The 21,084-nt window shown below is 43.2% G+C and carries 20 protein-coding genes, 3 pseudogenes and 1 riboswitch; of the genes and pseudogenes, 12 read left to right on the forward strand and 11 right to left on the reverse strand.

Annotated features, from left to right (window positions below; all coding sequences use genetic code 11):
- Positions 1-83: 83 nt before the first annotated feature.
- Positions 84-500, forward strand: a complete 417-nt coding sequence (locus V7K62_RS29360; RefSeq protein ID WP_334870437.1) for a KTSC domain-containing protein — start codon at positions 84-86, stop codon at positions 498-500.
- On the opposite strand, the pseudogene V7K62_RS29365 reads toward V7K62_RS29360, so the two are convergent.
- The 3 genes and pseudogenes from V7K62_RS29365 to V7K62_RS29375 all read right to left on the reverse strand — a co-directional run.
- Positions 497-688, reverse strand: a pseudogene (locus tag V7K62_RS29365) (hypothetical protein); the annotation flags it as partial. The gene V7K62_RS29360 and the pseudogene V7K62_RS29365 overlap by 4 nt on opposite strands.
- Positions 646-1,353, reverse strand: a pseudogene (locus tag V7K62_RS29370) (ATP-binding protein); the annotation flags it as partial. The pseudogenes V7K62_RS29365 and V7K62_RS29370, both read right to left, overlap by 43 nt.
- Positions 1,354-1,467: 114 nt before the next feature.
- Positions 1,468-1,710 (reverse strand): GAF domain-containing protein, encoded by a 243-nt coding sequence (locus V7K62_RS29375; protein WP_334870439.1) that lies wholly within the window; start codon positions 1,708-1,710, stop codon positions 1,468-1,470.
- A 129-nt stretch (positions 1,711-1,839) separates the two neighbouring features.
- Here V7K62_RS29375 and V7K62_RS29380 point away from each other — a divergent pair, with 129 nt between their 5' ends.
- From V7K62_RS29380 to arsH, 10 genes and pseudogenes are all read left to right on the forward strand, one after another.
- Entirely contained in the window at positions 1,840-2,325 is a 486-nt protein-coding gene (locus V7K62_RS29380) for a molybdenum cofactor biosynthesis protein MoaE (RefSeq protein ID WP_334870441.1), read from the forward strand.
- Positions 2,326-2,627: 302 nt separating this feature from the next.
- Positions 2,628-2,711: riboswitch (adenosylcobalamin-variant (AdoCbl-variant) riboswitch) on the forward strand.
- A 1-nt stretch (position 2,712) separates the two neighbouring features.
- Complete coding sequence (gene cobG / locus V7K62_RS29385; RefSeq protein ID WP_442937351.1) at positions 2,713-4,344, forward strand: precorrin-3B synthase; 1,632 nt, start codon at positions 2,713-2,715, stop codon at positions 4,342-4,344.
- Between the two features lie 133 nt (positions 4,345-4,477).
- Positions 4,478-5,752 (forward strand): IS200/IS605 family element RNA-guided endonuclease TnpB, encoded by a 1,275-nt coding sequence (tnpB, locus tag V7K62_RS29390; protein ID WP_334870444.1) that lies wholly within the window; start codon positions 4,478-4,480, stop codon positions 5,750-5,752.
- Between the two features lie 60 nt (positions 5,753-5,812).
- A complete protein-coding gene (locus tag V7K62_RS29395; RefSeq protein ID WP_334870446.1) occupies positions 5,813-6,439 on the forward strand; it encodes a precorrin-8X methylmutase in 627 nt (208 codons plus the stop codon).
- 2 nt (positions 6,440-6,441) lie between these two features.
- On the forward strand, positions 6,442-7,146 hold the full coding sequence (locus V7K62_RS29400) for a precorrin-2 C(20)-methyltransferase (protein WP_334870517.1): 705 nt from the start codon (positions 6,442-6,444) through the stop codon (positions 7,144-7,146).
- Between the two features lie 80 nt (positions 7,147-7,226).
- Positions 7,227-7,553 carry an ArsR/SmtB family transcription factor gene (locus V7K62_RS29405; protein WP_334870447.1) on the forward strand — a complete coding sequence of 109 codons (327 nt, stop codon included), beginning with the start codon at positions 7,227-7,229 and terminating at the stop codon, positions 7,551-7,553.
- A gap of 119 nt (positions 7,554-7,672) precedes the next feature.
- Positions 7,673-7,990, forward strand: a pseudogene (locus V7K62_RS29410) (ABC transporter substrate-binding protein); the annotation flags it as partial.
- A 58-nt stretch (positions 7,991-8,048) separates the two neighbouring features.
- Positions 8,049-9,122 (forward strand): ACR3 family arsenite efflux transporter, encoded by a 1,074-nt coding sequence (arsB, locus tag V7K62_RS29415; protein WP_334870448.1) that lies wholly within the window; start codon positions 8,049-8,051, stop codon positions 9,120-9,122.
- Between the two features lie 34 nt (positions 9,123-9,156).
- Positions 9,157-9,567 (forward strand): arsenate reductase, glutathione/glutaredoxin type, encoded by a 411-nt coding sequence (gene arsC / locus V7K62_RS29420; RefSeq protein ID WP_334870450.1) that lies wholly within the window; start codon positions 9,157-9,159, stop codon positions 9,565-9,567.
- Between the two features lie 49 nt (positions 9,568-9,616).
- Positions 9,617-10,285 (forward strand): arsenical resistance protein ArsH, encoded by a 669-nt coding sequence (arsH, locus tag V7K62_RS29425; protein ID WP_334870452.1) that lies wholly within the window; start codon positions 9,617-9,619, stop codon positions 10,283-10,285.
- 234 nt (positions 10,286-10,519) lie between these two features.
- Here the strand turns inward: arsH and V7K62_RS29430 are convergent, their stop codons facing one another.
- The 7 genes from V7K62_RS29430 to V7K62_RS29460 all read right to left on the reverse strand — a co-directional run bounded on the left by V7K62_RS29430 (position 10,520) and on the right by V7K62_RS29460 (position 18,069).
- Positions 10,520-11,206 carry a PHP domain-containing protein gene (locus V7K62_RS29430; protein ID WP_334870454.1) on the reverse strand — a complete coding sequence of 229 codons (687 nt, stop codon included), beginning with the start codon at positions 11,204-11,206 and terminating at the stop codon, positions 10,520-10,522.
- A gap of 482 nt (positions 11,207-11,688) precedes the next feature.
- Positions 11,689-12,825, reverse strand: coding sequence for an AIR synthase related protein (locus tag V7K62_RS29435; protein ID WP_334870456.1), 1,137 nt, complete (start codon positions 12,823-12,825; stop codon positions 11,689-11,691).
- Between the two features lie 69 nt (positions 12,826-12,894).
- Positions 12,895-13,122 carry a hypothetical protein gene (locus tag V7K62_RS29440; RefSeq protein ID WP_334830232.1) on the reverse strand — a complete coding sequence of 76 codons (228 nt, stop codon included), beginning with the start codon at positions 13,120-13,122 and terminating at the stop codon, positions 12,895-12,897.
- 71 nt (positions 13,123-13,193) lie between these two features.
- Positions 13,194-13,529: a hypothetical protein gene (locus V7K62_RS29445; protein WP_334830234.1), complete on the reverse strand. Its 336-nt coding sequence runs from the start codon at positions 13,527-13,529 to the stop codon at positions 13,194-13,196.
- 399 nt (positions 13,530-13,928) lie between these two features.
- The gene (locus tag V7K62_RS29450) at positions 13,929-14,531 is read right to left on the reverse strand and encodes a superoxide dismutase (RefSeq protein ID WP_334870458.1); all 603 of its coding nucleotides are present in this window, start codon (positions 14,529-14,531) and stop codon (positions 13,929-13,931) included.
- A gap of 605 nt (positions 14,532-15,136) precedes the next feature.
- Positions 15,137-16,744 carry a bifunctional pantoate--beta-alanine ligase/(d)CMP kinase gene (locus V7K62_RS29455; RefSeq protein WP_334870460.1) on the reverse strand — a complete coding sequence of 536 codons (1,608 nt, stop codon included), beginning with the start codon at positions 16,742-16,744 and terminating at the stop codon, positions 15,137-15,139.
- A gap of 218 nt (positions 16,745-16,962) precedes the next feature.
- A complete protein-coding gene (locus V7K62_RS29460; protein ID WP_334870462.1) occupies positions 16,963-18,069 on the reverse strand; it encodes a septal ring lytic transglycosylase RlpA family protein in 1,107 nt (368 codons plus the stop codon).
- Between the two features lie 895 nt (positions 18,070-18,964).
- Between V7K62_RS29460 and glsA the strand changes: the two genes are divergently transcribed.
- Positions 18,965-19,930: a glutaminase A gene (gene glsA, locus V7K62_RS29465; RefSeq protein ID WP_334870464.1), complete on the forward strand. Its 966-nt coding sequence runs from the start codon at positions 18,965-18,967 to the stop codon at positions 19,928-19,930.
- A 250-nt stretch (positions 19,931-20,180) separates the two neighbouring features.
- Here the strand turns inward: glsA and V7K62_RS29470 are convergent, their stop codons facing one another.
- On the reverse strand, positions 20,181-20,993 hold the full coding sequence (locus V7K62_RS29470; RefSeq protein WP_334870466.1) for a DUF1838 domain-containing protein: 813 nt from the start codon (positions 20,991-20,993) through the stop codon (positions 20,181-20,183).
- Positions 20,994-21,084: the final 91 nt, after the last annotated feature.

A 21,084-nucleotide genomic window follows, 5' to 3' on the forward strand; every position in this document is an offset into this window, starting at 1 on the left:
TAGTATAAATGTACTATTAAATCACTTAATGTTGCATAAAACTTTACCACTCCCGACTACGCCAATAAGAGAGTACAAAATAAATGAAGCTATCTAAGGTAGACTTGAGCAGTTTAGTAGCGATCGCTCACTCTGATGGATATTTGCAGTTGTTGCTCGACCGAGGCGAGGAATTAGAGTTTTTGGAAATTCCGGCGCCAATACAAGCTTATGAAGGATTGCAAGAACTTAACGAGGCGATTGCCGAAACGACTGCATTACCCTTTGAAGAAGAACCAATTGTGATGCTACCAGTTGTCTCCTCAATGGCTATGGCTCTAGGCTACGATCGCAACGAACAGATTTTGCAAGTTGAGTTTCAAAGTGGAGCGGTTTATCAGTACTTAGGCGTAGACGAGGATACTTGGGAAGATTTACATTCCTCTGGCTCGATTGGCAGCTTTTTCAATCAAGAGATTAAAGGTAGATATGACTGCGATCGTCTAGATAATGCAGATTAATGACTAATAACTGTATGTAGGGTTTTCAATAATTCTTGCGTTGTGTAGGGTTTAGGTAAAAAGGCAGTATACTCAGCCGTTTGATCGATCGGTACTTGCTCACTTGTTGCCAGTCCACTAACAGCAATAATCGGCAATCGCGGATTTATGCCTTGCAAAGTGCGAATAGTAGTTGCTCCATCCATCTTAGAGGATGAATGAACAAGTCCTCTTCTTGGTAGCAAATACTTTGAGATCCCCCTAAATCCCCCTTAAAGAAGGGGGACTTTGAGAGAGGTTGCCCCCCTTTTTTAAGGGGGGTTAGGGGGGATCTAGAAGTGCCTAAAATCACAGCCAACCACTTTTCAAACATCCTCTTAGACATAATTATATCAATAATCGCGGCACTAATTTTATCTTTATGCTGGGCATAAATTGCTAATGCTTCTATGCCATCACTAGCAGTAATTGCTGTGTAATTATAGTTTTCTAGGGATGCTTTAGTAATTTCCTGAATGGCAGTTTCATCATCGACAACCAAAATGCATTCTCCCGATCCCGTCGGTATTTCTATATCTTGTAACGACTGGATTGGAACTTGATTAACTGCTGGCAAGTACACCTGAAATTTTGTACCCTTGCCAACACAACTTGATACAGTGATAAAACCACCATGTTCTTTAATAATTGCCATTACTGTTGATAGCCCAAGCCCCGTACCTTTACCCAATTCTTTTGTGGTAAAAAATGGTTCAAATATTCTATCTAATATTTCTTTGCTAATTCCAAATCCTGTATCAGCAACCGTCAGGACAATGTAAGCACCAACTCTAGCTCCTATATGCATACTCGCATAAATTTCATCAATCCAAACTAACAATATCCAGTAATGCTGCTTGTTCGCGAATTTGTTGTTTACATCTGTCCAAAGTAGATTCGCTTTGGTGTAATGCTTCTTGTACCTGCTTGTACTGGTGTTTTATGCTTGTCAGTTCAACTTCCGTCGGTTCTCTAGCTGTCTAACTACCACGCGACTAAGAGTTTGTAATGCTTCCACCTGTTGAAGACTGATTTGGTGTGGTACGCGATCAACTATACACAGAGTCCCGATCGCTTCTCCTGTCGGTGCTAACAAAGGTGCGCCAGCATAAAATCTCACACTCAATTCAGCAGAGGTAACTAGGGGATTTGTCGCAAATCGTTCATCAGCCAAGGTGTCGGGAATAATCAAAACTTTGCCACATTTATCAACTTAAAAAATCCTTTTTTGCCCAAAAGCATTAACAAGAGCTAGTGAACATAGGCCAGCAACGCTTTGTTCAGAGACAATAGAAAAAGCCCACATAATATCAATGTAGTTATGACGAGTACACTTGCCTCTGCTGTTAAACCAAGAGCCGAAGATAGTTTTGCCATTACCTTTGCACCATTGTCTCTGGAAGAAATCTACACCAAGTCCGACGATCCAGCCAACGGTGCTGTGGTTGTGATGAGTGGTATGGTTCGCAATCAAACCGATGGTAAACCTGTGATTGCTCTAGAGTATCAAGCTTATGAACCGATGGCGTTGCGGATATTTTATCAAATTGCTGCTGATATTCGCTTATCTATGTCTGATGTGAATCGAGTCGCGATTTATCATCGCGTTGGACGTTTGCGAGTTGGGGAAATCAGCGTTTTAGTAGCTGTGGGTTCTCCTCATCGGAGTGAGGCGTTTGAAGCTTGCCAATATGCTATTGATACGCTCAAACACAATGCCCCTATATGGAAGAAAGAACATTGGGAAGATGGTTCTAGCACCTGGGTGAGTATTGGTGCGTGTGAAACATCAGGAGAAAATTGTTAAGATTTCCAATTTACCTACATTCTCGCCCACAATTATTAAGGGTTTTGACAAAATATTGACAATCTCTGGTAAAGTACTCTTTACATAACCACTTCCCCTAAAGGGGATGAAAACAAAAACTCACAGCCGTTTTCGACAAAAAGCTGCGATCTAGCTTTCCACGCGATCGCACTGGCGCATGAACCACTTAACACGACAGTGGATAAGCTCAGGTAAAATTTCTGGCTATGGTAATGTAAGATGATTATCTAGATGATGTCTGGTTGATATCTATAACCAAAACAAAGTCTAAATTACAAAAGCTGAGAGTTGGGAAACTCCGGTGAAATTCCGGGACTGTGCCGCAGCTGTGATGGGATCACCCAAGTCAGAATGCCAACTCTCAGGATGTCCTCAAGACACACTCACCGTCTACTCCCTGCGTTGCACGGGGAAGGAGTTCTAAGTTTGGTTTCTGGATTTGCCACGTGTCCTGGCTTGTTTTATGCTACACCCGCCGCAGATGGTATATTATCTCGCGTTAGAATACCAGGTGGAATTATTAGTAGTCAGCAGTGCCGTGCGATCGCAGATATAGCAGAACAGCACGGTGGCGGCTATATAGATGTGACTAATCGAGCTAACCTCCAAGTTCGTGAAATCCGCACGGGGATAAATGCTGAGGTTCTGAAGTACCTACAGGATATGGGATTGGGTTCTGACAATACTGTTGTAGACCAAATCCGCAATATTATGACCAGTCCAACTGCTGGTATCGATCCCCAGGAATTAATCGATACTCGCCCTTTTGTCCAAGGTTGGGATGATTATATTGCTGCACATCCGGCGCTTTCGGGACTGTCGGCAAAATTTAGCGTTTGCTTTGATGGTGGTGGGATAATTCAGGTGTGCGATCGCTTGAATGATATCGCCTTTGCTGCTGTTTTAGTTGATGGTAATGTTTACTTTCGCCTCTATCTCAGTGTCGGCGAGAAGGGTCAACCGCCTAGCGATACGGGAATTTTGTTACCACCAGAGAAATGTTTGCCCATCTTGGCAGCTTTGGCGGATGTCTATCTAGTTCATAGTCATACTACGAGTAAGCGGCGGCTACGTTTGAGAGAGTTATTGAATACTTTGGGTTGTGAAAATTATCTCCAGGAAGTTGAACAATGTTTACCTTTTTCTCTTTTATCTAGTGAAGCAAGAAAAGACCTAACCCCCCAGCCCCCTTCCCTCGCAGGGAAGGGGGAGAAATTCTCCCCTCTCCTGCAAGGAGAGGGGTTGGAGGAGCGATCAGATACGAAATATCAGCATATTGGCATCCATCCCCAACGTCAGCAAGGCTTATTTTACATTGGTGTCGTCTTGCCCCTCGGCCGATTGGAGAGTAGACAGATGCGGGGTTTAGCAGATTTAGCCGCAAAATACGGCAGTGAAACTCTCAGGTTAACCCCTTGGCAAAATTTACTTCTTACAGATATTCCTCAGCAATGCATTGCTGATGTCCAAAGTGAAATTGCTTTCTTAGGATTAGATTCCTCTGCAACCAACATCAAGGGTGGATTAGTTGCCTGTTCTGGAAAAAAGGGTTGCGCCGCTTCTGCCACGGATACTAAAAGTCATGCGTTGGCATTGGCAAAGTATCTTGAAACTCGCGTTACTCTTGATTACCCAGTTAATATCCACTTTAGCGGCTGCGAAAAATCGTGTGCCCAGCATAGCAAGAGTGATATTACTCTCCTCGGTGTCAGTATTGAAGCTGACAACGGAACTGTAGAGGGATATCACATTTATGTTGGTGACAGCAATCAGAAATTCGGACGTGAACTATATCAATATGTAACTTTTGCCGAACTACCTGCATTAATAGAGCGGATGCTATATGTATATAAAATTCAACGCTTAAATTCTGATGAGTCCTTTGGGGAATTTGCTAATCGATATGCACTGGAACAATTACAGCAATTATTTAACATTATTCCTCAATCATTTGTGAATAAGAAGATTCCCAACTTTTTAGAGAAGTCGGCAATCTAAGCATTTTGATTTCTACAAGCTGCACTCTTGTGCGAGCTTCAAGTCATGAGTGTACGGCTCCATATTTCTACATTTAGAATATTAGATGCTTGGTATTATGATAAAATTATTATAGCGAAATATTAATACAGAAATGCAAAAAACGTTTCAAGTTACACTTGTTCCTAGCCATAATCAAGAAGTCTTAATTAATAAGACAATTGGTTGCGTTAGGTTTGTGTATAACCGTTTTCTAGCATTGAGGCAAGAGTTATATACGACTGAGCAGAAAACTTTAAACTATAACGCTTGTAGTCAGCAGTTGACCCTACTAAAAAAGGAGATCGAATGGTTAAAAGAAGTCGATAAGTTTGCCTTACAGAATTCACTTAAGAATTTAGAGATAGCGTACAAGAACTTTTTTGCTGATTTCAAGAAGTCCAAAAATAAAAAAGGCGTCGGCTTCCCTAAATTCAAAAAGAAGCACGGTTGCAAGCAGTCTTACAAGACGAATCTGACAAACGGTAACATCCAGGTAATAGAGAATCGCTTAAAACTTCCGAAGTTAGGGTGGGTGAAATTTCACAAATCCCAAGACATTGCCGCTCATGTTGTAAACGTTACGATAACTCGGACTTCTTCTGGTAAGTATATTGCAAGTATTTTATGCGAAACTGAGTTAGAAAAATACCCTCAAGTCACACAAAATATTGGGCTAGACTTGGGAATTAAGTCTTATCTCGTTACTAGCGATGGTGAAGTTGTAGATAATCCGAAATATTATAGAACTCAAAAAAGGAAGTTACGCTCATACAATAAAAAATTATCCCGCAGCGTAAAAGGTAGTAACAATAGAGTCAAAGCGAAAATCAAGCTGGCTCAAATTTACCAACGGATTACCAATTTGAGAGATGACTTTTTGCACAAACTCTCGACTCGTTTAATTAAAGAAAATAGTATTATCTGTATTGAATATTTGCGAGTTGCCAATATGGTGAAAAACCATAAACTAGCTTTGAGTATAACCGATGCAAGTTGGTCTAAATTTACCACTATGCTTGAATACAAAGCTATTTGGCATGACAGAATTGTGCAAAAAATCGGTACATTTTACCCCTCATCTCAGACTTGTAACTCTTGTGGCTTTATCAACCCTCTAGTGAAAGATTTAAAGTTGCGTGAATGGACTTGTCCTAGTTGCAGTAATTATAACCTGAGAGATAAAAACGCCGCGTTAAATATTTTGAGTGAAGGGTTGAGAATTTTAACAGCGAAAAGCGGGGGTATTAATACTGCTGGGGTCTCCCCAGCAACAAAGAGACTTTTCAAGACAGCAGCCGTCGGTGCGCCGGATGCTATAACTGCCTGTGGAGAACTTGTAAGCCCTGAAGTAATTCAGGCACAGATCGTTGAAGCAGGAATCGCGTGACTTCTAGTCATGCGAGGTTCAATTTTATATATCAATCCAAAATTTAAAATCCTAAATTTAATGCCCGACTATATCCGAGATCCCAACGAAATTTACCGTAATTCTTTTGCAATCATCCGGTCAGAAGCGAACTTAGAGGTGCTGCCACTAGATGTAGCAAAAGTTGCTGTACGTCTCATTCATGCCTGTGGAATGACGGATATTGTCACTGACTTAGGATATTCACCAACAGCAGTACAATCCGCAAGAGCAGCATTGGCAGCAGGAGCGCCAATTTTGTGCGATTGCCGGATGGTTGCCGATGGCGTTACCAGGCGGCGGTTGTCTGCAAACAATCAAGTTATCTGTACCCTCAACGAACCAGAAGTGCCAGAACTTGCCCAGCGTATGGGTACTACAAGGTCGGCAGCAGCTTTAGAATTATGGCGATCGCACCTGGAAGGATCGGTGATCGCAATTGGCAATGCGCCCACAGCCCTGTTCCGACTGTTAGAAATGCTCGATGAAGGAGCGCCCAAACCTGCGATTATCTTGGGCTTTCCAGTCGGATTTGTCGGTGCAGCAGAATCAAAAGCAGCACTGGCAGCAGACAGCAGAAATGTACCATTTTTAACCTTACACGGTCGGCGCGGTGGAAGTGCGATCGCGGCAGCAGCAGTTAACGCCCTGGCAACGGAGGAAGAATGAATATGCAACCGAAAGGTCGTCTCTATGGAATTGGTGTCGGCCCAGGCGATCCAGAACTATTGACCCTGAAAGCGCTGCGGCTATTACGTGCTGCTCCTGTGGTAGCTTATCAATCAGCCACAGATAAACAAAGTATCGCTAGAGCGATCGTCGCGCAATATCTTCCTGGCAATCAAATCGAGGTGCTATTTCACCTCCCCCGCGCTTTGGAGCCAGAAAAGGCCAAGTCTATTTATGACCACGAAATTCAACCAATCGCTGACCATTTAGCAGCCGGTCGAGATGTCGTAGTGTTATGCGAGGGCGATCCATTTTTCTATGGTTCCTTCATGTACCTCTTCACGCGGTTATGTGACCAATACGAAACAGAAGTTGTCCCCGGAGTTTCCTCACTAATGGCTTGTCCGGTAGCCTTGGGTGTACCTTTCACCTACTACACCGATATCCTCACCGTCCTACCTGCGCCATTGCCAGCAGAAGAACTGACTACACATCTGTTGATGACTGATGCAGCGGCAATTATGAAACTAGGTCGTCACTTTACCAAAGTGCGAGATATCCTGCATAAATTAGGGCTAGCATCACGGGCAAGATATATTGAGCGGGCATCAACATCACAGCAACGCATCATACCCCTAGATGAAGTTGATCCAGCCGAAGTACCCTATTTCTCGATGATTGTGATTCCAACTAAGAATCGACTATAGACAGAGCTTTCTTTTTGGTAAAGGTATTGTTTAACCGATGATTTAGACTTTACCATAAAGAAACACTTCAAGAAAAGTTGATGGTTCCTAATAGCACCTTCACTCCTGATGCGATCGCTGCTGGCTTTCATGCCCTGTCTGACCCCCTACGGATTCAGGTCTTAGAACTACTGCGCTCTCAAGAACTATGCGTGTGTGACCTGTGCGACCACCTGGGAACCACTCAGTCTAAACTATCTTTTCACCTCAAAACCCTGAAAGAAGCTGGTTTAGTTCGCGCTCGTCAAGAAGGGCGCTGGATTTACTACAGCCTCAATCTACCGCAGTTTGTTGCCTTAGAGCAGTATTTAGCAGAATTCCGCCGCTTTAGCCCAATATTACCTATTCGTCCCCCCTGCGAGACTTAAAAATCCATCAATTTTTTTTGTAATGTTTTGTTTCCTTCTAGCTGTTTATAGATTGACAAATCAATTTTTTTTGAAATGATAGAGATATACTCTTGATATAACTCACAGGGGTGGGGTCAATGAACACAACAACAAAGGAATTAGCTCTCGCACTCGGAATGTTGGCTTTGACGACCAGTTGTACAGCACCATCCAACACATCTACTCAAACTCAGCAGTCACCGAAGGTTACTGAGGTAAGAGATTCTGGTAAGGCTGCAACAATAAAAATTGATGGTTCCAGCACAGTCTATCCGATTACCCAAGCGATACCTGCAACGGGCTACGCCTACGCCAAAGACTATCAAGCTGACTCAAAGAATCAGGTGCAGGTTGCAGTTAACATTTCTGGTACTACTGGCGGGTTTGAAAAATTCTGTGCTGGAGAAACAGATATTAGGCCTCTGCGGTTTGTTATTCCGTAAATCGTGCGTAAGTCCTAATAATGTAAGCAGTATGAACCCCGTAATAAACAAAAAGATTTCAAAGCGCCTCTCCTTTATTGACCGCTTCCTGACCTTGTGGATTTTTTTAGCAATGGCTATTGGTGTAGGTCTGGGCTATTTCTTTCCGGGAGTAGAAGCCTTTATCAACCAGTTCCAGGTGGGAGCAACCAATATACCGATCGCCATTGGGTTAATTCTGATGATGTACCCGCCCTTAGCCAAGGTGCGATACGAAGAATTAGGGGATGTATTTCGCAACGGAAAAATTCTTGGTGTGTCACTAATTCAGAATTGGATCATTGGGCCAATTTTGATGTTTGCTCTGGCGGCTACCTTTTTACACGGTTATCCAGAATACATGACGGGATTGATTCTGATTGGATTAGCCCGGTGTATTGCAATGGTAGTTGTGTGGAGTGATTTGGCACGAGGCAATACAGAGTACACGGCTGGATTGGTTGCCTTCAACAGTATCTTTCAAGTCATCTTTTATAGTCCTTATGCCTGGTTTTATATCACTGTACTGCCGCCACTGTTTGGGTTACAAGGCAGTGTTGTGAATGTCAGCATTGCCGAGATTGCTAAAAGTGTATTTATCTATCTTGGCATTCCCTTTCTAGCTGGATTTTTCACTCGTTACTTCTTAGTAAAAGTGAAAAGCAAGCAGTGGTATCACGAGGAATTTGTACCTAAAATCAGCCCGATGACGCTGATTGCTCTGTTATTTACAATCGTGGTTATGTTCAGCTTGAAAGGGAATTTGATCGTTCAGATACCCTTGGATGTGGTGAAGATTGCAATTCCGTTGATCGTCTATTTCTTCATCATGTTTCTGGTCAGCTTTTACATGGCTTGGCGGATTAAGACAGATTATTCTAGAGCCGCAAGTGTAGCCTTTACAGCCGCTGGAAATAATTTTGAACTAGCGATCGCAGTGGCGATCGCCGTGTTTGGCATTAATTCGGGTGTTGCTTTTGCTGCCGTGGTCGGGCCTCTGGTGGAAGTGCCTGTATTAATTGGTCTTGTGAATGTTGCTTTCTGGTTTGAAAAACGTTATTTTTTGCCATCTGAATCGAGAAGCTGATAAATTTAGTCAAATTATTCGGAGGATTTGAACCATGAAACGTGTGATGTTTGTCTGCAAAAAGAATTCAGCTCGTTCCCAAATGGCGGAAGGTTTTGCCAAAACTCTTGGTAAAGGAAAGATTGAAGTGATTAGTTCTGGGTTAGAAGCAAGTCAGGTCAGACCAGAAGCCTACGCAACCATGAAAGAAATTGGTATCGACATTACCGATCAACACTCCAAACCCCTCAGTGATTTTCAAGCACAAGACTTTGATGTAGTGATTTCTTTGTGTGGCTGTGGGGTGAATTTGCCACCGGAGTGGGTTGTGCGGGAAGTATTTGAAGACTGGCAGTTAGATGATCCAGCAGAACAACCAGAAATTTTTCCGCGAGTCCGCGATGAAATCAAAGAACGGGTCACTCAATTAATTGAGTCTGTGAATCAAGAAATTACATCTGCTTGATAAGCATTACAAGGATGCTTTATTTCTTGGAAATCCCTAACCAATTATCATGACAACATTTGACCATCCCCCCAGAATTTTATTTTTGTATGGCTCGCTGCGTGAGCGTTCCTATAGCCGCCTCTTGGCAGAAGAAGCTGCACGCATCATTGAAGAATTTGGGGCAGAGGTAAAGTTTTTCGACTCGCGTGAACTGCCGATCTACGGCAGCGTACCTGACACTCACCCAAAGGTGCAGGAGTTGCGCGAATTAAGCCTGTGGTCAGAGGGGCAGGTTTGGTCTAGCCCAGAGTTGCACGGTCAGATTTCTGGCATTATGAAAAACCAGATCGATTGGATTCCGCTTAGTATCGGAGCCGTTCGCCCGACTCAAGGGAGAACTTTGGCTGTTATGCAAGTGAGTGGTGGTTCGCAGTCTTTTAACGCCGTCAACACATTAAGAATTCTTGGGCGCTGGATGCGGATGTTCACTATCCCCAATCAATCCTCAGTGGCTAAAGCATATCAGGAGTTTAACGAAGACGGGACTATGAAGGATTCGCTCTACCGCGATCGCGTTGTCGATGTTATGGAAGAACTTTACAAATTTACCTTGCTATTGCGTGACAAAGTTGATTATCTCACAGACCGCTACAGTGAACGTCAGGAAAAAGCTGCCAAAGAGACAATCATGATAGCTTCTCAATCTCTTGAAGTTAACTCTAATAAAACTAAATAAGTAAAGCCGAAACACTTGTGGTTTAAGGTGATATTTTTGTACAGCAGAATAGTAAAGGAGAAAAATTTTTGAACCTCACATGACCTATTTTGCTAGAAGCACACCATGATTAATTTGTACAGTGCGTAAATCCTAGTCTCTACATTCATTTTCACCAGATATATATTGAATATCCCAAAAAAATAACCTCCTGGCTGCTGGAACCAGGGGTATTAAAAACAAATGGATTCATCTTTACAAGCGTTGTAGGAGGCTCAAACCGTGGCTATCAGTACCACAGGTATTGAAAAGAAAGTATTCATCAGCTAACTTTTGCACTTGTTCTGATTCCACGATGCTGGGTTTCCAGGGGTTAGGGTTATTGTAGGCGTAGAAAGTTTCCACGCCATCGATACCCTTTTGGGCCGCAGCTGGAATTAAGTCGAAATGCGATCGCTTGTAACGAGCTGGATGAGCCAGAACTGCCAATCCCCCAGCTTCATGAATAGCGGCAATCACGTTACTTGCCTGATATTCTTGGCCTGTAGTCGCCCTTCTTTGCAGATAGGGTTTCATACTAGGGTGTTCTGTTGCAAAAGCATAAGCCAAAATGTGAACTTCTATATTCAAAAGGTTGGCATTGATTTCCACGCCACTCCACAGGTGAGGAATGCTTGCATCAGGATTATTCCACTTCCAATCTTCTAACCAAGCAAGTGCAGCTTGATAGCCGATAATACCATGATGATCGGTGATGGCTAATCCTTTTAGACCAATAGCGATCGCCTGTTCCATCAATCCACTCGGCTGCAACCTGCCATCCGAGTAAACAGTGTGCATGTGAAAGTTGAATAACCTTGGACAACTTTGTGCATCAATGTTACGGAATACTTGCTTCAAAAGTTCTGCCGAAGCAGTAGTACGGGCCAAATTTACAACCATAACCCCCTCTGGACAAAAATATATATTCTTAACACACTAAAACGCCACATCTCTGGATGAGAAAGAACCAACACTAAAAATTAGTATCGGCTGCTACTTTCTCAGCTTTCTCAGCAAATTTTTCAATATGTTAAGACTACGTTAGCAAATCTTAATCTCAGTAGTCATGGGTATTTCGGACTACTTCAAATTTGCGTAGTGATAAAGATTGCATCATAAATTTCATAAATACGGCTATAGCATCTGTGTTAAATGACTTAGAGAATAAAGACTTAGTAGAATAATTATCTCTAATCAGCCGGAAATGCTATTCTATATTGTGTGTAAAAAATATTATTTATCTCAGTAATTACATCTGTAGTCTAACCAATAATGACTTTAGCGTAGGCGTAGCCCGTCGCAGGCATCGCATAAGTGAGTCTACAATAGCTTCGAGAAAACTAGCGATGTCTACGACGGGCTATGCCTACGCTTGGGCTGCATTATACCCCTCGCGCAATTCCAAAAGAATCTCCCTTCAAGGTGACTCCAAGCGGTTCTACCACTACCTCGCGGGAAAGGGACGCTTCAACCCTTCCGGCAATCACAGATGAGAGTTGATGTTCTCTTGCAAGCAGGACAATTTTCTCTGCATCCTGCTCCGACTCTGTATAGAATGCGAATCCTGCACCGTAATTGAACACCGAAAGCATCGTCTCGGCCCCGCCCTCAAGATGACTCTCAACAAATGTAAATATCTCTGGTACTGGGAGCATCGTTTTGATGACGTACCGAAGCGGCTTCACTGACCGCATCAATTTTTGCCAGCCGTGACCAGTAATATTTTCCATTGCCGTGGGACGAATTCCCTCACCAAGCACCGCCTGTACAAGCGGGGTGTAAAGATACGACGCAGCATTCATCGCTTCCCAGAACTCCTGCCCACTTGGAAGTTTTGTTCTGTAGCCATCAGGGAGCGATTCGGCGAGCTTTCGCAGTGGGGTAAAGCCGTTCTCATGGGGGCCCGAACTTTCGACGAGAACAATGGTATTTCCGGCATCCAGGCGGGAGCTATCAATAGGAGCGACACCAGCCGGCATAACCCCAAAAACCGAGCCAGCGATGTCGAGCCGCCCTGGAATCATCTTAGTTTTTAGTTGAGGAGTTTCCCCTGAGAGGTACACACACCCCACTCGTTTGCACCCCTCAACCACTCCATCCAGAAACCCATCAAGAAAAGCGGTGGTAAAGATTGTTTCAGGAGTACTCGACGGCAGATAAAGACCGAGAAGTAGAGTCTGCATACCAGATGTTGCAGCGTCGTTCGTCAGACACGAGATGATCTTGATCCCAATATTCCACCAGAATCGTCGAAGTTCTTCTCCACTGAGGTCGTCAGGGCGGGTATCATCTGCGGTGCCCAGTCCTTCGGGGACAAGTGTCATCGAAAGTTCTCTAGCCCCCGCCTCAATAAATGGAGCAAGGTTGAAGCTGAAAGCGTTAGCGCTTGCTCCGAGACCTGACGCGGGCACGATCCCATAAGCGCTTGCAAAGCCAAGTGTGCGTTTTGCGGCATCGATGAAGCGTCGTTTTGCAGCATCGAGAGTATCGTAATCGACTTGATCGAGAGCTTGAGGCATCAGGTTGCGTTTTAAGTTAAAAGTTAGGAGTTAAAAGCTAGTAAAATTCATAACTCATAACTCCTCACTTTAAAATACCTCATCTTCAATACCGCGCCACCATTCCCCCAAATTCATCAAGTCTTGGTAAATGTCTTCTAATTCTTTAGTGTAGACATCGTTTGTCAGGGTGGCTCGACGCTCTTGCAATTTCTTGAGGCGCAGTTGTACCAATAGCCAAGGTTTAGTGATACTATTCGTTGCTTCGATGTATTGCGCTAGTTCTTTACTACTGCCCGTTAGCTCATTTTTTGACATTTGCTCAAATTTAATAAAATCTATACTCGTTTTTTCTCTCTGTGCCTCTGCGTTTCCTCTCAGAAAAATTATTAGTTGAGTGCAGATGCGATCGCAGCCCCAAGTTTACGTAATGTTCTCTCTCGTGCAAAGTCAGCTGCTGCCCGTGCCGACTCTGCCAGAATTGTGTCAGTGTTTGGCGTTAACTTCAAAGCCCCACCTAAATAACCCAGTGCCTTAACATAACAATCAGATAAATTGGTCGAGGCTAACCGCTTTACAGTTTGATAATCGCCATTTACAAAGGCAGATAAAGCCTTGGCGTGTAAATCATTTCCGGGTTCGGGAACATCCAAAACATTGAGGATTGCCTCAATAGCTTTATTTACCTTTTCTAGTGTCAGTTCTTGTTGTACAGCTTGCACCATTGTTTTTACTCCTAAGTCCAGGTTTCAAAATTTTTAGCTCTAACCTGGGGCAAATAGAGTATGTCCCAGGTTAAAGCTAAATGCTATTTTACGATTCGTGACCCAAAACCAACAGCATTATCCCGGTCATCATGAATCGCAATTCTCAGAAAAGCTAGATTTTGCTCCCTCATCTCCCCCATCCCCTCAACAGTCAACCAAAAACAGCCACGAGACTAGTTCGTGACTGCTGACAAGATTGGTCAATTAACTGATTGTTAGGACTTACGTAGAAGAGATCCCCCAACCCCCTTAAAAAGGGGGCTTTTCAGATCCCCTCCTTTTTAAGGGGGTTAGGGGGGAATGCGCGAAGCGCACGCTACGCGAACGAAGTTTCAGCTTTTCAGTGCGTAAGTCCTATTAAGCTTTAGCCAAGTTTTCAGCAGCAAAGTCCCAGTTGACCAACTTGTCTAGGAAATTCTTGATGAACGCTGGACGGGCGTTTTTATAGTCGATGTAGTAGGCGTGTTCCCAAACATCCAAGGTTAGGAGTGCCTTCTTACCATGAGCTAGTGGGTTTTCTGCATTGGGTGTTTTGATCACCTTCAGCGTACCACCATCATCAATCAGCCAAGACCACCCGCTGCCGAATTGAGTTGCGGCGGCGTTAGAGAACTCTTCCTTGAATTTATCGAAGCTACCAAAATCTTTATCGATTTTGGCTGCGAGATCACCGGTGGGTGTGCCACCACCTTTTGGTTTCAAGGAATTCCAGAAGAAAGTGTGGTTCCAAACTTGGGCAGCATTGTTGAAGATTCCCACCTTAGAGGAGTCTTGGAAGGAAATTTTGATCACCTCTTCCAGAGACTTATCAGCAAGTTCTGTACCTTCAGTGAGCTTGTTGAGGTTGTCTACATAAGCTTTGTGATGCTTGCCATAGTGATACTCGAAAGTCTCAGCTTTCATGCCATCTGGCTCTAGAGCATTAATGTCAAAGGGTAGTGGTTCTTGTACAAATACCATTGTGTCAAATCCTCTCTTTACCGGTTTCCAGTTTTAAGCTATTGCAGAAGCTTGGGAAATTAGCAGCTTTTCTTTGATTGGGGGTTTTATGTCTTTAATGATGAAACATAAAACTTAACTTCGTCATTTTACTACCAAAGTGAAGATCAAGTGAAGATGAAAACAAAGTACTGCTCTGATAAGTCAAATCGCTAGTAATTAATGAATTTAAATAAAAATGACTAATATCTCATAGCGAAAGGCCAATAAGTAACTAGCATTTAGCAATTAGAGTTTTCATACTTCTATCTTTAGTAGGATTAATTACGATGTGAAAAATCAGCCGAAAGCGAGATGATTTAATACTTAAATAATCTAATATTTATAGTACAAGGCTTGATTTTCAATGAAGATAGTCAATATTAAAATTATCTATTTTATTTTTAATAGGACTTACGTTAAATTGTCTCAAATACCTGATTTGTCGTAGCGGTAATTCATGAATTACCGCTACTTCAGAACTTTTTTGCGTAAGTCCTGTTTAAATGCAGTTTTGAGGATGGTAAGTGAATAATCACTCACCCACCACCCTTGGAAACTAAAAAACTGGCAGCAAATATCGGTGGTTAAAACTGAGATAAACGCTGTTGGTAATAGTTAACGATTTGTGCCGTGACTTCAGACACGTCCAAACCATCGGTTTGAACTTCGATCGCATCTGCTGCTTTTTGCAAAGGAGAAACTTTGCGTGTACTATCTTTCCAGTCACGTTCGGCAATGTCGTGTTCCAGCTGCTCTAAACTCACTTCGGGTTGACCTTGTTTGTTAAAGTCTTGCTGGCGGCGACGGGCGCGTTCACTCACAGAAGCGGTTAAGAAGATTTTCACTTCGGCATCGGGGAATACATGAGTACCGATGTCCCGACCTTCAGCGACTAAACCACCTCTTTTACCCCAGTTTTGCTGTTGTTTAACCAATGCTTGACGGACAGCGCTTTGTGCCGCGATCGCCGATACAAGAGATGTTACCTCAATCCTGCGAATTACCTGGGTAATATCAGTACCGTTAATCCAAACCCGCACGGATGATTGTAAATCGGGGTTAGGAGTAAGTTCAATTTTACACTGGTTAGTTAATTCCGCGATCGCACACTCATCGTCAATAGCAATCCCTTTTTGCACTACTAACCAAGTGACAGCACGGTACATTGCTCCTGTATCTAAATACACTAAACCCAGGTTTGCTGCCACTTGCCGCGCCACTGTAGATTTTCCAGCACCAGCTGGGCCATCAATGGCAATAATGGGTTGACGATCGCGCAATATCGTATTGTCAATCAAACGTGTAGCACCAAGACGAGCTGCGATCGCCAACATTCCTTCCTCCTCAACTTTTTCTAAAGACATCAACGTAGTCGGTTCAACCAATTCAATATATTCCACTAAAACCGTGCTGACCATTGCCACTTCTTGCTGTACTATTGCTATCAACTTGTTGCTATTGCGATCGCCTGCAATGAATGCAGCTTCAGCTCGTCGCAAGCCACGATATAACACCGCTGCCTGCTCTTTTGCCGTTGCAGTCAAATATTGATTACGAGAACTGAAGGCAAGACCCGAAGCTTCCCGGACTATTGGACAACCAACAATCTCCACTGGCAAATTTAAGTCAGCTACTAAGCGTTTAATAATTGCCAGTTGCTGACCATCCTTTTGACCAAAGTAGGCACGGTCAGGCTGTACCAAGTTGAAAAGTTTGGTCACAATCGTAGCGACACCCTGAAAGTGACCTAGCCGAGAACGACCACACAAGCCTGTTATCATAGCAGATGGGGGGATAACTTGTGTAACCTTTGATTCTTGTATACTCTTCTGAGGAACTGCCATTTCTTCCGGAGTCGGCGCAAAAATTGCATCTACCCCAGCTTGTTCGCAAAGTTGTTGGTCTTGCTCTAAAGTGCGGGGGTAGCGTTGATAATCCTCATTGGGAGCGAATTGCAGGGGATTGACGAAAATACTCACAATCACCGTAGAATTTTCTTGCCGCGCCCGTTGAATCATGCTTAAATGACCTTGATGCAAATTCCCCATCGTTGGCACCAGACCGACTGCCGTCTGATACCAGCCAGTCATCTCATCTAGTCTCAGATCCTCAGTAACTGCAATCAGCTTGTTTTCTGAGCAGCGTTTAGTTAAATAGCAGCGTAAAGCTGCGACTGTTGTCAGCAGGCGCACAAAAATACCCCTAGTTCTTATCGATCCCTCCCCCGTTAGTTTATATCTGAAATAGAGGGAAGAGATGATTAAACTAGGGGAATTGTTATGGGGATTGGGGAAGGTGGGGCCCCCTCTGGGGATAAGGGGTAATGGGGATTGGGGATTGGGAAGAATGAAGAATATACCCTATACCCTATACCCTATACCCTATACCCTATACCCTACTCCGTACTAGATTATTTCCCCAAGACTTCAATATGTACTGGTGCTACGCCACTGCCCATCATTCCCAAAATCCGAGCCGCGCCAGCAGACACGTCAAGGATTCGACCCCGAATGAATGGGCCTCGGTCATTAATCCGCAGTACTACAGAACGACCATTGCGAGTGTTGGTTACACGGACTTGCGTACCAAAGGGTAAGCTGCGATGGGCGGCAGTCATTCCTTCTGGATTGAATCTCTGTCCGCTAGCAGTACGATTACCAGAACCGTCATAGCCGTAATAAGAAGCCATACCTCTGAAACTGATTCGCACTCCTCCGACGGAAATCTGTTGAGGCAGCTTTGGCATTGATGCTTGTTGACGCACTGGCAAATTCGCAATTTCTTTTAGGGGAGATGCATTGCCTAGTAGTCTTCGCAGGCGATTGGTTGCTTGCAATGCATCTTGCGCTAGATCGTTGGTAGTACCTGCTAATCGCGTACCTTCGTTGATTTCGACCAACTCTTCGCCATTAATTTTGATTACATAGCGATCGCCATCTTGCTGGAGGGGGGCGCTTTTGTTTTGCGCTTGATTAGCAACTGTAGATTTTTCCCCGGCTTTCCAACTGACGGTAATCTTACTCCCGTCCACATTTTCCCGGTTCAACTGGTTGATTTTAGCTGCTATTACACCAGCTATCTGAACCGGGTCATTGTCAATAGAACTAATCTGGTTACTCACATGCGTTACGTTCCTAGTACTCACTGTATTTAGTGAGTTGCTAGCAATAAGGGCGTACGATTGTACGCCCCCAGCATTTCCAATTTCACCAACTTTTTTACTTTCAAGATTTGTATTTGATACAGAACTCAAAAAGGTGAGAACGGGTATATTTCGGATAAAAAGGGTTGCCGCCTTACGTCCTTTAACGTTGTGAGGATGAATTTCTGTAATCACAGCATCCAAGGTTTGCTTTCCTGCTGTTGATTGATACTCCCCCACCTTCACCACATCAGGGGGAGGCGATTTTTGGGATGCTAGCGCATTTCCCTTGATGGTTTGAGTGCAACCGACTGAGGGTATACCCAAAACAGTCATAAACAGGGCAACAATAGTCCACAAATATCTTTGATTCATGCGTCCGTTTTTAAAGCGACTGTAGAACTTAAGTTTTATGAATTGTGGGATTTATCACTTTTTAAAAGCGACTTCCCTTCTGAAAAACTCGAACTCGTTCTGTTTTCACTTTTTCTTTATAACTGCAACACACTAACATGAACCTTTTGGCTTGGGGATCAGGGTTTTAGCGTAATTATCGGCAACCTTCTCAAATTCTAATTCCAATTTTAAGGGTGAAACCTTTCTCAATTGAGGACTTTAGCTATGTAACGCTTTTTTTGGCAAGTCAAAAATTTATTAAAAAAACTTTACGCTTATTGCACGCTAAAGTAACGATACCCTATTCACATCGGTTGTAAAGGCTCGCAAGTACGCGTGTATTCTAGATAACATCTTTTATGATTATTTACCATAAGACAGTAATATACCTTTAATTAAATGGCATCGGCAGAAATACTTAAAATCACTTATTTAATGAAATATTTAGATTTACCTATGAATAAGTCGTGATATGAGTTACATCGGAAATAATTATCTAAATCAGTTTGAGTTTAATATCTTTTTTCAAACTTTTTTCTACTTAGATTCATCATAAATTTTCTTATACATAACTAGATGAAAAGTAGTGATCAATGTAACTTGCAATAACAGTATTACTGAGTATAAAATAAAGGAGGATACTCAACTTAATATTTTTTGCGATCAATGATAAGAAAATTAGGAAATCTTGGCGATCGCTTGTATAACCTACGTTGTGTGTATCAAAAATTACAACTTATTTTTTACCTTAAGTAGTTGCTCAAGTATAATTTTTGAGAGCAAGCTGTTTTTGACAAAATTTTTGTAACTGTAGGGATGTACACCTGCACTCCTACTATATATAGTAGATATTTTGGGAAATGCTATCTGCCTAATGACAAACCAAGCACATCAAGGAGATTTAGAAATAGAACTATCGCCATTATTAGCTGTTCTCAAGGATTTGCATTCCCAGTACAAGTCAGTGCGGGAGGGTGCAGTAGCGAAATACATTCCCGAACTGGCAAAGGCAAACCCGGATTTGTTCAGCATTTGCATTGTGACAGTAGATGGTCAGGTTTACAAAGTTGGGGACTACGAGCAACTTTTTACCATTCAGTCAATTTCCAAGGTGTTTGCTTATGGACTTGCCTTAGAAGATCATGGATTGGATTACGTTTTAACTAGAGTTGGCGTGGAACCGACGGGGGACGCATTCAACGCGATTATTTTGGATGAGCAATCGAAGCGACCTTATAATCCAATGGTAAATGCAGGTGCGATCGCTACCACCAGCTTAATTAAAGGTTCCGGGCCAACTGAACGCCTTAACCGAATGCTGGATATGTTCCAGCGATATATTGGCCGCGACGTGTTCGTTGACATTTCAGTTTTTACCTCAGAACGCAGTACAGGGCATCGCAACCGCGCAATGGCGCATCTGATGCTCAACTTTGGCATGATTGACCGGAACATTGAAGAGTCGCTGGATCTTTATTTTCAGCAGTGTGCTGTGATGGTGAATTGCCAAGACTTAGCTGTGATGGCGGCTACCCTTGCTAATACAGGTATTAATCCCATCACCAAAGAACGGGCGGTAGATAAGCGTTACATCAAAGATATTCTGAGTGTTATGTATACCTGCGGAATGTACAACTTTGCAGGTGAGTGGGCTTATAAAATTGGGATTCCGGCGAAAAGTGGAATTTGTGGGGGTATTATCGCCGTTGTACCCAATAAAATGGGCATTGGAGTATTTTCGCCCCTGCTAGATGTGCGTGGTAATAGTGTGCGGGGGGTGAAGGTGTGTGAAGAACTTTCCCAACGGTTAGGTTTACATCTATTTGATTGTTCAGGTTAGGGACTTCCAATAAATAAATTACCCCACAAGAAGTAGTGGAGTATTTTTAGTTCCTCAACCACAACCTACACATTTTTATTTTTTTGGCTTAACCGGTATTGACTCCTCATATCATGTCCGCATAATTAGTTATGCTAACCACAGTCATTGCACCCCTCCCCGCAAGCAGGGAGGGGAGACAAAGCGTAGCTTTGGCGGGGGTGGGGTTCTTCGGGTTTAATAAGCAATCAAGCGGACATGATATCACTCCTCACTCTTCTGCTTGAGGAAGCGGGAAGATTTCACCGGCTAAGTAAGCTTGAAAGTGCTTTTGGAAGTACAACCAGGAAGTCATATCTTCACCATCTATCAATGCTTTTGGGGCTTGTTTATATAAAGGAATACGGTTAGTAATTTCATCTTGCAGCAGTGGGGGCAGTTCTGTCAAACCATTGACTTTGCTGCCAACAGCACTGTAGATAAGTTGACCGGGGCGATCGCTCATTTTCATCCAGGGAAGCCATTGACCAATCCGATCCCAACTCAGTTTGAGTTCAGAAACTGATTTAAGTGCTGGGTTGAATAAATCTGCGGTTGGCACTGTTAATTTAAACAATTCGGCTGCCTGATAAATTGGATTAGGGCTGTATTCGGCAAATTTGCGATCGTCTGCTAAGGGATTGGGGTAATAGGGAAATATATCAAAAACGAAGGTTGTGCTATCACCATCTACTTGGGCGGGGAAATTTCCCTCAAACGTTCCCTGCACAGGATTATTAGCAACGTGAATCACCGGAACTGTCTCGCCTGTCCAAGGATTCTCCCATTTTGACAAAACCTCATCTGTTTTTGGGTTGAGATAGTAAGTCAGTTCCCTAGAAGTAAAATCCCAGCTACCTTCTGCTGTGGGAATACATCGGCTAACGCTCAATCCCAGCATCTTAAACAGGAGTTGTCTTTTCTCGCCGGGCATAAAGGCGTAAATTTTACCTTTCCAAATCAGGAAAGTGGATTCGCTGGGGTCGAGGGAAGAACGAGTTTTAACCCAGTGCTGGGCTTCAAGTTCTTGGATTTGAGCAACCATTTCTTATGCATCCTTTGTATTTGAAAGGGAGTTTGGAGAGACGCGATTAATCGCGTCTGTTAGGAGTTGGGAGTTTTATCTCGCTTCAGCC

This window comes from Nostoc sp., from assembly GCF_036917935.1.
Taxonomy (GTDB): Bacteria; Cyanobacteriota; Cyanobacteriia; order Cyanobacteriales; family Nostocaceae; genus Nostoc.